This window comes from Pseudodesulfovibrio pelocollis (assembly GCF_030282845.1).
In the GTDB taxonomy this organism is placed as follows: Bacteria; Desulfobacterota; Desulfovibrionia; order Desulfovibrionales; family Desulfovibrionaceae; genus Pseudodesulfovibrio; species Pseudodesulfovibrio pelocollis.
In genome coordinates this window covers 55956-66613 of sequence record NZ_JASTWE010000016.1, presented here as the reverse complement: position 1 = coordinate 66613, position 10658 = coordinate 55956, and the positions used below count along the sequence as shown (strand labels likewise).

Below are 10658 nucleotides of genomic sequence, written 5' to 3'. Positions count from 1 at the left end.
CGCATGGATGTCGAGGCCGAGCGCACCGTGACCATCAACGTGTCCGAGCACGGGTGCTTCGTGTTCACGGCCGGGCGGTGGGTGGTCGATGCCCCGGTCTGGCTCGTTGTCGGCGAGTTCGAGGACAAGACGCCCATCGAGCTGCGCGTGCGCTGGAGGCGCGGCTGGGGCAGGGCCATGGCCCTGCCCGGCATCGGGGCGACCTTCGAATCCATGACCGCGCACCAGTATGTGCAGCTGCACTCGTATCTCTAGCACGCAAGCAACAAGGAGGATGACCGGATGAGCGACGATTCCAGGGAATTCATGGGGTGGATCGACGCCCTGGCCAAGGGCATCATCGCCGGATGCGCCCTGGGCTATCTTTTCAGCCTCACCGGCCTTATTCCACCGGCCAAGGCCGTGGTCCTCGGCGGTCTGGCGGGCTGCCTCGCCTCCATCACCTACAAGAACGCCCGCGACGACATGCGCGGCAAGAACAAGGCCAAAGACGCCGACAAGGCCGTCGATGCCGACACGTCCTCCGACCTTGGCAAGGGCGGCGGCAAGGGCGGCGGCAAGGGCCGGAAGAAGACGAAGAAGGGCGCGAAGGGCGGAAGAGACTAGGTGGTCGCCGTCTTCCGTTTTTCGTTTCCGATGGCGATGAGCCGGAGCGCCTCGTCAAGAATGTCGTCAGGAAGAAAATTTTCCAGGCATTCCATTGTCTTGCATGTGTTCTTGTTGCATGGGTAGCAGGGCAGGCGCTTGGTGGCGCTGATATGCTCCTCGGACGGAAAACCCCAGCCCGTGCCGGTGGCGCCCTGGATGGTGAGCGAGGGCGTGTCCACGGCCACCGCGAAGTGTCTGGGGGCCGAGCAGTTGCCCAGATGAAGGACGGCCCGCTCCTGCACTGCGGCCATCTCCCGTAGCGAAAGCATGTTTTCTGGGACCAGCGCACCGTCCCCGGCCAGGGAGGCCACCTCGTCGGCCAGTTCGTGCTCTCCGGGGCCATAAAGAATCACCGCCCGAAGTTCGGGATGCGACTCCCTGAGCAGCCTGATCAGCCCGGCGAAATGGCGGGCTGGCCAGCGGCGCGTCTCCCGGCGATGGCTTGGATCAACGGTGATGAAGGACTGTCCCGTCAGGCCGTGCGCGTCCATGAACATCTCGGCGAACTGCCGCTCTTCCCCGGTCAGCCAAATTTCCGGCCTTTCCCCGTTCCACTCGATGCCCAGCGGGGCCAGCACGCTGGCCTTGCATTTGGCGGCATAGCCATACACCATCGGGCTTGTTTGCGTGTAGAGCGTTCTATTATACCACTTGGGCGTGAAGGAAAGTCTGACCGGGGCGTTGGAAAAAAACATCACCCACTTGCAGCGGGGCAGTTGCTGGAAATCGACAATCAGGTCAAAGCCGTGGCGACCCACCGAGGCGTAGAAGGCCAGCGCCCTGAACGGGTTGGCCAGCGCCTTGCGGTCGATGGGCCAGATTCTGCGTATCCTGGGGTTGTTCTCCAGCACGGGGACACACTTCTTCTCGGTGAGGACATGAATCTCCGCCTCGGGGAAACGCTCGCCGAGCAGCCGTATGGACGGCGTGGCGAGCAGCACATCTCCGATCTGCCTGAGCTGGCAGACGAGAATGCGCCTGGGGTTGAGTTTAGAAATATCTATGTTGTGCATGGGACGCCGGTGTGTCAGGGTTTACGCCTTTACCAGGCGTGGATTGAAGGCTGTATAGTCCCCGATAGCGTAATACCACCAATACCAGAATCGACCTTCTTGGTAATAATTTTCCAGGTGGAGCTCGAATTTTGTGTACGCGTCACCAGTCACTTCGTCTGCCAGGTTTTTTTTCATTTCATCCCTTGAGTAATCCTTGTACATGGCAATCATGTTCTCCTTGGTAGGGGTGAGGTCTCTCATGAACGGGTCGTTCAACATCCAAGCAGTTTTTCCGTATGCCCGATATAAGGACATGGCCAACCCAAGTTTGTGTACATGGCGCGGCTGGGTGAATCCGACAGGAAATATGGCCACATATCCCGACGGCGGGGGGGGGATCTTTTTGAACTCCTGTGTGATGATCTCGCGATAGATGAGTTCGGCCGCCTTGTGACTCAAGCCCTGGTGTTGCAGAACAAGCATGACTGCAAGAACGAAGGTGATGGCGTAAGCAACGATTCTGCCATTGAGTTTGCGCAGAGCCAAATCCACGGCTATGGCCATGCCAAGGCCAAGGGGAATGCATGTGAGGAAGGTGTGCCGTGCCGTATAGCTTCCGAAAGCGAAGAATCGCAGAGGTTTTCCAACAGCCCAGTACGCAAGGCCCGCGAAGAAGGCAAGGGTCAGGAGACAGAGAATCCTTCGGGTGAAGACAGCCCTTTCTTCGGCATTGGTTACCGTCCTGGAGAGCAGAAATGAACCTGCGCCGACAATGGCGGCCATCGCTCCGAAATTGATGAATGAGTGTAGGCGGTGAAGGGAGAAGGCGTTTTCCTCGTCATGGGTTCGGATGTCTCCGAAGGCATACACGACAATGAACCACAAGAACATGCCCAGACAGAACAGGAATGTCCTGATGAGCTTGTCCCTGGCATTGGAGGTGTTGATGGTAAGGATTGTTTGACAGCAGGCAAAGCCTACAACCATGGCAAATATTGAATAATAGGCCAATGAGATGAGGAAAAGGCCGGTGGCGATGATCCGTCGTTTCTTGTCCCACAAGTTGATGGAAGCCAGGAAAATCCACAGGAACAAAGCGTAGCTGAGCACTGCGCCCGACACAAGAGTGTGCCACGTCGGAAAGGCGAGAACAACCCATGCACCCGCCATGGCTGGAAGAAAGCTGAAGTCGAATTTGTTGCGCAACAGAACAAAGCTTTCCCGAGCGATGCCGAGTACGGACAGCACCGCGAGAACATTGGTGATGAGTTTGGTCGGGAGTCCGGTGAAGAGAGAGAATTCATTCGTTGCGACCAGCAACAGGTAGCGGAGATAGTGGTGGTCCTTGAACACCTGGAACTGGAATGGGTCCTGCCTGATAAAGCCCATCTCGATGCGCACGAAATCCCATGTCTCCATTCTGACGAGCAGCAGTGGGAGCAGGGAGATGACGCTGACGGCCAAAGTCAGCCAGTAATATGGCCGTTTTCCGGCAGAGCTTATAGGCGATGACATGGTCCGTCCTCTTTCAATTTCAGCAGTCAACCTGGCGCTCAAAGTTCCACAAGGCACACAATTGATGTGCCCCAGAGGTTTTTCGGAAGAATTTCGGACTCCAGAACGAAGTATCTGGAGAGCAAGGCGTGAGCCGTCCGTGTCGCCAGGGAATCATTCGCAGGGGGATGAATCTTTGTATTCCGGGGGATACCCAAGAGGCTCAACATTCTTGCAGGAGGGTAGAGAAGCCGAAAGCAGTATTGCGCATTGAGAATGGTTCCTATGGGGAAAAGTGCTCTGACTTCATTCAGAGTGTATCGCTTGAGGGTCCCGACATGCACGTCGTAATTGGAAAATATCTCCTGTCGTGCAACCATCCATGCCAGGACGTATCGCACATTGGGAAAGTGTGCGTAGTGTGCCTGCAAAAAAACGGACATATCCTTGATGCAGGGAAGAACATCGAGAAATGAAAGCAGGGTGACCTGTTCGCGAAAATCCTGCGGCAGGTCGAACGAGCTTCGATTCAAATGCAGATACTGGCCTCCGGCAGGGAGGTATGGGGCTGGATTGCCAACCTCCACGCCATGATAGTCGTACCCGGCCTCTCGGAATTTCATGACGTCCATGCCACGGCCGCAGCCGACATCCAGCCCGACTCCCGAGAAACGGATGGTGTCAAGCTGGTCGAGTAGTATCCGGTTTCTGGCAGAGTGCCAGTAATGGCTTTCGATGCCATCCGGGTAGGCGTCTTCATACTGGGCGTCAGTATAGCGTGTCATTGGCTGGCCGAAGCGTGACTATTTCACGGGTTCTTTGTAGATGAAGCGCGAGAAGATGAACGTGACAGGCGTTACAATGCACAGAACGACAACAGGCGCAAATGCCTTGTGCACTCCGAGAGATATGACCCAATTCAGCAGAAAAACGGAAACAGCAGCATATGCGACATAGTACAGAGTGGTAAAGAGCGATTTGCTGAACCGCAGTGTCTTGTTCTTGAAAACAAACAGCGGATAGAGAACGCTTACGATGAGCACGCCGATTGTCCAGGCGGTCAAGTAGGACACTGTAGGAGAGAATTTGATGACCATAAGTTCATAGACTGTCAGGCTTATCACGACGTTCAAAGAGCCAGAAGTCAGAAACCGCCATATCTGGCCAGCGAGACCGTCCGAGGTGAAATACTTCTGTAACTTGCTGCAGGGGACGGTCATCATTCGCCTTTGTAAACTTTTCTGATGCAAAATTGTGGTGTTTTGTTTTGACTGAGAAAAATTCTGCCTACATATTCGCCTGTCAATCCAAGAACCACCAGTTGCAGACCTGCAAAGAATGCTATGAGAATTGTTGTTGTCGCCCACCCTGCAGGCATGTCTGGGTCGATGAGCTTACTGATAAAAGTATAGACTGTGAAGAGCAGAGCAAAAAAAGTGACGATGAACCCCATAAATGTTGTGCATCTGAGCGGCAACAGCGAGAAGTTTACGAACATGTTCAGGTAGAGGCTCAGAAGCTTTCGCAAGGTGTAGCCCGATCTCCCGTCCAGGCGCTTGTCGTGCTGAACCTCCACAACGCCGTACCGGTTTGTCGTCCTGAAAACCAGGCCGTCGATGTAGGGGTAGGGACCTGTGTATTTGAGTATTTCATCAACGAGAAACCTGTTGAGGCATTTGAAGCTGGAGAGGTAGAGATTTCTGGGTTTTTTGAGCAGGATGGTGGCCATGAACCCGTTGATGTCGCTTGCAAGGTTTCTGAACCAGTTGTCATTTTTCACGGGATAGGATGAGTACACCACGTCGTGCCCCTTCGTCCTGGCCTCGTCGACGAGTTTCAGCACTTCCTCGGGGGGGTTCTGGAAGTCGTCGTCCATGATGACCACGTAGTCTCCGGTGGTCAAAGAGAGGCCCGCCATCACCGCACAGTGCTCACCAAAATTCTTTGACAATTCCACATACGTGACAATTTCCGGGTGTTTTTTCTGAAGGCTGAGACAGACGCTGTGGCTGTCATCCCGGCTTCCGTCGTTGACAAGGACGATCTCCAGGGGGGCGGGCAGAATTTCCACGAGTCGATTTACGAGTTGCCCAATGGTTTTTTCTGAGTTATATATTGGAATTGAAATGCTTATTTTTGAGATTTTCTGCATCGACCGATGGCTCCTTCTTTTTCGACTGCCGTCATAGTAGATAATTGGAGGAAAGGCAATTTCTATGGGATTACTTGACAGGGTCGCCTGGGTTGATCTGCCCTCGATCAAAGACGAACGGGGAGTTCTCACGGCAATTGAGAGCGGCGTGGATATCCCTTTTGAGATTCGCAGGGTCTTCTTCATGCACCATATCACCAGTGAGCGTGGAGGACACGCGCATCGTGACACGAGCCAGGTCCTCATGGCCGTGGCCGGAAGCTTTACCTTGGAGCTTTTTGATGGTGAGAAAACTCGAACATATCAGATGAGCGACCCCACGAAAGGCATATTCATGCCGCCGATGGTGTTTGTCCGTCATTATGATTTTTCAAGCGATGCAGTGTGCTTGGTATTGGCCGATACCCATTACGACATGGCACGGTCCATCCGGTCGAAGGAAGCATACCTTGAAGTGGTGGGCAGGCAATGAGAGTCCATGGCGAGTCCACTGAAATGTCGTTTCTCAAGTCGGAACTGACTCTTGAAGGCAGGCACACGCTTGGGGAGTTCTTCGATTGGTATCAGGACCGGCTTGAGTCGGGAGTCTTTTGTGTTCGTCGGATTCCGTTTTCCGCTCTGGACAAGTGGAATTTCAGGGGCGAACCACTGCGGCTTGCCCACGATTCGGGTAAGTTCTTTTCCGTTGAGGGGCTTGAGGTGACGACGAATTGCGGCGCGACGCTGAATTGGGAGCAGCCGATCATCAACCAGCCGGAAATTGGCATTCTCGGGATTCTGGCCAAGAAATTCGATGGAGTTCTGCATTTTCTCATGCAGGCCAAGATGGAGCCGGGCAACATCAACACCCTGCAAATTTCGCCCACCGTGCAAGCCACCAAAAGCAACTACACCCAGGTTCATCAAGGCAACACGCCTGCTTTTCTCGAATATTTCGTGGGGCATGGCGCTACGCGAGTTCTAGTGGACCAGCTACAGTCCGAGCAGGGGGCGCGCTTCCTGGCCAAGAGAAACCGCAATGTCATTGTCGAGACTGGGGAGGACGTCAGGCCGCATCCTGATTTTTTCTGGCTCACCCTCGGGCAGATCAAGAAGATACTTGCCCATGACAACATAATAAACATGGACGCCCGGACCGTTTTGTCCTGTGTGCCGTATTTCACTGACAAGGACATATCCTCCTGCGATTTCATCAAGCGCCATTCCTTGGGCGAGATCAGTGGATTTTCTAGGAAACTCATTGCTTCCATGAGTCTTCTGCCCGATCTGACCGATTTCGACCGGATCATCTCGTGGTTGACGGCTCTGAAGTGCTCCGTGGAGATGTCCGTCAGGCGCAAGCCCGTGGACAGGCTGACGGGTTGGAGGCTGACCGGCGACTCGCTGGCGCACAAGAGCGGCCGGTATTTCTCGGTGATCGGCGTGGAGGTGAGAGCGGCAAATCGAGAGGTTGTCGGCTGGTCGCAACCGTTGCTTGAACACTTCGGCGTTGGCTTATGCGGATTCCTGACCCAGGAGCGGGATGGGGTCTTGCAGTTTCTCGTCAGCGCACGTGTCGAACCCGGCAACAGGGACATCGTCGAGTTCGGGCCAACCGTTGCCCGTTCCGGAGTACCTGAGGGGCAGACCATGACTCCTGCCCCTTTTGCGGAGTTTTTTTCTGGTAGCGAGGGGGCGAGCATTGTTTTCGATACGATACACTCGGAAGAAGGCGGCCGGTTTTATCATTTTCAGAACCGGTACATGATTGTCGAACTCGACGCCGATTGCGAAATTGCCGTCCCGGGGAATTACATGTGGATGACCCTGGCGCAGATATCGCGACTGATCAAGTTCAGCCTGTTCAACGTGGAAGCCAGGAATCTGCTGGCTTGTCTTGACCTGAATATGGAGACCGAACCATGAGGATGCTGGTCCTCGGGTATTCCAATATTTTTCAGCGCCGCGTGTTCCCTGTTGCGGCGGCCTGCGGAATACGCAGTATCGACATCGCAACGGCAAGCGGCAGGCCGATTCCCGAAGACTCCGCCCTGGTGGGGGACGTGTACCGGGATTACGGGCACGCCATGCAGGAGTCGGGCGCGGATATCGTCTACATCACCACCACCAATGATCTGCATGTCCCCTTGGCCCGCCTGGCGTTGCGCAAAGGCATGCACATCATCGTGGACAAGCCCGCCGTCTTGAACCTGCCCGACGCCGTCGAGCTGGCGGAGCAGGCCACCAGGAGCGGACTCTGTCTTGCTGAGGCAGCGGTGTTTTCCGTGCATCCGCAGATTGGTCGTGCCCGGGAAATCTTCGTCGAACACGGCACTCGGCCAACACGGATTTCGACGATGTTTTCGGTTCCCCCCTTTAGTGCGGACAACTTTCGCTATCGAAGAGGGTCGGGCGGCGGAGCGATAGCCGATACCGGCGTGTACGCGGTGGCTCCCGGGCGGTTGTTTTTTGGCGACGCGCCGGTCACGGTGCAAGCCTGTGTCACTGCGCGAGCCGATGATGTGGAAACCGGCTACAGTCTTCTCATGGACTTTGGCGGCGGTCGGTCGTTGGTCGGTCATTTCGGTTTTGATACCGAGTACAGAAACTGGATCGAACTGGTGGGACCGGACTTGTGTGTGCGTTTTGATCGAGCGTTCACCACCACTCCGGATCTGGAGAATGCAATCCATGTCATCCACAAAAACGAGGCCAAAACCGAAATAGCGCAGAGTGCAGACAGTTTCCTGATTTATTTTGAAACCATTGTTCGGGACATCAGGGCCGGAAATTTCCAGCACCACGCAGAGACCATGCTGGAGGACGCCATGTCGGTCGATCTTCTGCGGCGGGCTGCGCAATCATAAAGCGAGGGGGCATGTCGATATACGTCTGGGGGTACCTCAAGGAGTACGCGCTTGAACGCAAGGAGACACTTGAGGCCATTGAGGGAGTGCTTGAATCGGGGCAACTGATCCTGGGACCAAACGTTCGGGAGTTTGAGTCCGAGTTTGCAGCGTGGTGCGGCGCACGGCATGGTGTTGGCGTGGACAACGGCACGAACGCGATTTTTCTTGCTCTGAAGGCAGTCGGAGTCGAACCGGGAGACGAGGTGATCACTGTCGCCAATACCGCCGTTCCCACAGTGTCCGCCATAGTGTCAGCAGGAGCGGTACCCAGGTTCGTGGATATAAGGCCCGACACGTGCCTGATGGATACCGACTTGCTTGAAGGTGCCGTCACCTCAAAGACCAAGTGCATTGTTCCGGTCCATCTGTACGGCCAATGCGTGGACATGGACGCAGTTCGCGACGTGGCCTCAAAACATGCTATCCGGATAGTGGAAGACTGCGCCCAGGCCCACGGCGCCCGATACAAGGAGCGTGTGGCGGGCTCTATGGGCCACGCCTCGGCATTTTCATTCTATCCGACAAAAATTCTAGGTACTTATGGCGACGGTGGCATGGTGTTGACTTCGGATGAGCAGGTTGAGGACAAGTTGAGACGATTGCGATTCTACGGCATGGAATCGACATATTACGCCAATGAACATGGATACAATTCACGACTTGACGAACTGCATGCAGCCATTCTTCGGAAAAAACTCAAGCACCTCGACGCCTATCTCGCCCGACGCAGGGAACTGGCCGGGCGATATGACCGGCTGCTTGCGGATACCGGGCTGGGGTTGCCCGTATGCGCTGAAGGCAATTATCATGCATACTACCTGTATGTGGTCAGGCACCCCGCTCGCGATGCGATCATGGCCGAGCTCAAGGAAAATGATGTTTTCGTGAACATCAGCTACCCGTGGCCAATCCACACCATGGCCGGCTACGCATGGCTCGGTGGAAAAGAGGGCGATCTGCCGCATACGGAAAAAGCGGCCCAGGAGATATTCTCGCTTCCCATGTTTCCGTCGTTGAGCAACGAGGATCAGGACAGGGTGTGCAGCATTCTCAAGAAAATCATGGGGTCGTTGTAATATCCATGGAGCGCCCCAGGTCTTAGGATCAGGGACTATCTCGGCTTCATCAAAAAGGTGTTCAGCCCCAGATGGCGAAGCTCCACGGCCGGGAGGCCTGGGTCTGCCGCCTTGAGTCGGTCAACGAGGTGCTGCACGTGCGAGAAGGGGAGCCTGGGGAATTTCTCCAGGGCGTACCGGACCTTTTTGCCGACCCGGCCGGGCTGGCGGGAGCGCAGCACCTTGCTGTAGTACTTGCGCCAGCATTTGGCGCTCTCCCACGGTCCGAGCTTTTCCGGCAACCAGGTTCTGCCGCCCTTGGCCAGCCTCGCCACATGGCCGGCGATGACCGGCGCGGCCAGCACACCGCCTATGTTCGCCATGTGCGGCCGCATAAGCTCCAGCTGTGATCGGCGTTCATTCTCGTCCATGGTTTCGGAGTCGATCAGCGCAATAAGTTCTTCGGTCGTTTTGGCTGGGATGCCCGCGTTTGACTGCATGTTCTTCTCGACCGTCTCGCCGACGGGCTCAAACCTGATGACGTGCTTGCCCATGAGCAGGGCCTCGACGCCGGTGGTGCAGCTGTGGTGGATCAATGCCCCGGCCGAGGCGAGCCATGGCCGGACAGGCCCGCCCGGCTCGATGAAGAGGTTGCTGATGCCGGATAGGCGGCTCGCATAGAATTCCCGCCCTTCCATGGGATGAGGCCGGACGATGACGTGCCGCCCGGGAAACGCCCTGGCCACCTGTCGCGCCATGTCAACGAATTCATTCGCGACTTTTTCCTCGTAATCGCGTTGCCTTCTGGTGGTCGCCAGGAATTCTTCGTTGGTGTACAGGTCCTTCCACTCATCCAGGGTCGCCAGCAGCTTCAGGTAGTGGTCAAAGCCCATCTTGTGGTTGAAGGAGACAAACTGGGTGTTGATCTGGATGTAGTCCCGACCATGTCTGGCGACGATTTCAGGCGACTCATGATAGGCGTTGAAGCGGCTGTCCAGCATGTCGAAGGATGGATGGCCCGAGGGGATCACGCAGTGTTTCCTGTCCTCGGGAAAGGCCCGGGCAAGGCTTTCCCGCTGTCTATCGCCACGGACGAACATGGCCGTGAAGGTCGGCGCGACCTTTGCGAACATATCGACGAGTTGCGGAATGATGTCGATATTCTGCCCTTCGGCGTTCAGGTTCATGACCAGGCCGCCGGTATCGAGAACCCGCTGATTGACCGAGGCGTTCTGGTCCTGGTCGAAATAGACCACGGGCCTACCGTCGCAGAGCCGGAATAAATATTCATGCACCATCCTCTCGCCAAAGAGGGTGGGCAGGCCCCGCTTGGCCAGATGCAAGGCGAGATACAGCACACCGTCGAGTTCGCGGCTGGCGATTTCCATGGGGATTGCGCAGAGCATGTTTGTTCTTTTTCGTCTAG

Annotated in this window: 12 protein-coding genes; 6 read left to right on the top strand and 6 right to left on the bottom strand. The window is 55.8% G+C overall.

Annotation, left to right across the window (positions count from 1 at the left end; genetic code table 11):
* Together QQS14_RS07695 and QQS14_RS07690 are read left to right on the top strand one after the other, a co-directional pair.
* Positions 1-255, top strand: a 255-nt coding sequence (locus tag QQS14_RS07695; protein WP_285906393.1) for a PilZ domain-containing protein, incomplete at its 5' end; no start/stop codon positions are given.
* 27 nt (positions 256-282) lie between these two features.
* Positions 283-606, top strand: coding sequence for a hypothetical protein (locus QQS14_RS07690; protein WP_285906392.1), 324 nt, complete (start codon positions 283-285; stop codon positions 604-606).
* Here QQS14_RS07690 and QQS14_RS07685 read toward each other — a convergent pair.
* From QQS14_RS07685 to QQS14_RS07670, 5 genes are read right to left on the bottom strand one after another with little or no spacing between them, the layout of a single operon-like run.
* Positions 603-1661, bottom strand: coding sequence for a glycosyltransferase family 9 protein (locus QQS14_RS07685; protein ID WP_285906391.1), 1059 nt, complete (start codon positions 1659-1661; stop codon positions 603-605). The two genes, QQS14_RS07690 and QQS14_RS07685, sit on opposite strands and share 4 nt — an antisense overlap.
* Before the next feature lie 21 nt (positions 1662-1682).
* Positions 1683-3158, bottom strand: a complete 1476-nt coding sequence (locus QQS14_RS07680; protein ID WP_285906390.1) for a hypothetical protein — start codon at positions 3156-3158, stop codon at positions 1683-1685.
* A gap of 38 nt (positions 3159-3196) precedes the next feature.
* Positions 3197-3922: a class I SAM-dependent methyltransferase gene (locus QQS14_RS07675; protein WP_285906389.1), complete on the bottom strand. Its 726-nt coding sequence runs from the start codon at positions 3920-3922 to the stop codon at positions 3197-3199.
* Between the two features lie 18 nt (positions 3923-3940).
* Positions 3941-4357 (bottom strand): GtrA family protein, encoded by a 417-nt coding sequence (locus tag QQS14_RS16615; RefSeq protein ID WP_425607918.1) that lies wholly within the window; start codon positions 4355-4357, stop codon positions 3941-3943.
* On the bottom strand, positions 4357-5289 hold the full coding sequence (locus QQS14_RS07670) for a glycosyltransferase family 2 protein (protein ID WP_285906388.1): 933 nt from the start codon (positions 5287-5289) through the stop codon (positions 4357-4359). The genes QQS14_RS16615 and QQS14_RS07670 overlap by 1 nt, the downstream gene beginning before the upstream one ends.
* 64 nt (positions 5290-5353) lie before the next feature.
* Here QQS14_RS07670 and QQS14_RS07665 point away from each other — a divergent pair, with 64 nt between their 5' ends.
* From QQS14_RS07665 to QQS14_RS07650, 4 genes are read left to right on the top strand one after another with little or no spacing between them, the layout of a single operon-like run.
* Entirely contained in the window at positions 5354-5761 is a 408-nt protein-coding gene (locus tag QQS14_RS07665; protein WP_285906387.1) for a sugar 3,4-ketoisomerase, read from the top strand.
* A gap of 23 nt (positions 5762-5784) precedes the next feature.
* Positions 5785-7194: an NDP-hexose 2,3-dehydratase family protein gene (locus tag QQS14_RS07660; protein ID WP_285906386.1), complete on the top strand. Its 1410-nt coding sequence runs from the start codon at positions 5785-5787 to the stop codon at positions 7192-7194.
* Positions 7191-8135 (top strand): Gfo/Idh/MocA family protein, encoded by a 945-nt coding sequence (locus tag QQS14_RS07655; RefSeq protein ID WP_285906385.1) that lies wholly within the window; start codon positions 7191-7193, stop codon positions 8133-8135. Before QQS14_RS07660 ends, QQS14_RS07655 begins: the two co-directional genes overlap by 4 nt.
* A gap of 11 nt (positions 8136-8146) precedes the next feature.
* Positions 8147-9253 carry a DegT/DnrJ/EryC1/StrS family aminotransferase gene (locus tag QQS14_RS07650; RefSeq protein ID WP_285906384.1) on the top strand — a complete coding sequence of 369 codons (1107 nt, stop codon included), beginning with the start codon at positions 8147-8149 and terminating at the stop codon, positions 9251-9253.
* Positions 9254-9288: 35 nt separating this feature from the next.
* On the opposite strand, the gene QQS14_RS07645 is transcribed toward QQS14_RS07650, so the two are convergent.
* A complete protein-coding gene (locus QQS14_RS07645) occupies positions 9289-10638 on the bottom strand; it encodes a surface carbohydrate biosynthesis protein (protein WP_285906383.1) in 1350 nt (449 codons plus the stop codon).
* Positions 10639-10658 lie beyond the last annotated feature (20 nt).

Excerpts from the sequence above, each read along its gene's own strand:
- QQS14_RS07660 (WP_285906386.1), top strand. The coding sequence starts at position 5,785 with ATGTCGTTTCTCAAGTCGGAACTGACTCTTGAAGGCAGGCACACGCTT.
- QQS14_RS07645 (WP_285906383.1), bottom strand. The coding sequence starts at position 10,638 with ATGCTCTGCGCAATCCCCATGGAAATCGCCAGCCGCGAACTCGACGGT.
- QQS14_RS07670 (WP_285906388.1), bottom strand. The coding sequence starts at position 5,289 with ATGCAGAAAATCTCAAAAATAAGCATTTCAATTCCAATATATAACTCA.
- QQS14_RS16615 (WP_425607918.1), bottom strand. The coding sequence starts at position 4,357 with ATGACCGTCCCCTGCAGCAAGTTACAGAAGTATTTCACCTCGGACGGT.
- QQS14_RS07680 (WP_285906390.1), bottom strand. The coding sequence starts at position 3,158 with ATGTCATCGCCTATAAGCTCTGCCGGAAAACGGCCATATTACTGGCTG.
- QQS14_RS07665 (WP_285906387.1), top strand. The coding sequence starts at position 5,354 with ATGGGATTACTTGACAGGGTCGCCTGGGTTGATCTGCCCTCGATCAAA.
- QQS14_RS07685 (WP_285906391.1), bottom strand. The coding sequence starts at position 1,661 with ATGCACAACATAGATATTTCTAAACTCAACCCCAGGCGCATTCTCGTC.
- QQS14_RS07655 (WP_285906385.1), top strand. The coding sequence starts at position 7,191 with ATGAGGATGCTGGTCCTCGGGTATTCCAATATTTTTCAGCGCCGCGTG.
- QQS14_RS07690 (WP_285906392.1), top strand. The coding sequence starts at position 283 with ATGAGCGACGATTCCAGGGAATTCATGGGGTGGATCGACGCCCTGGCC.
- QQS14_RS07675 (WP_285906389.1), bottom strand. The coding sequence starts at position 3,922 with ATGACACGCTATACTGACGCCCAGTATGAAGACGCCTACCCGGATGGC.
- QQS14_RS07650 (WP_285906384.1), top strand. The coding sequence starts at position 8,147 with ATGTCGATATACGTCTGGGGGTACCTCAAGGAGTACGCGCTTGAACGC.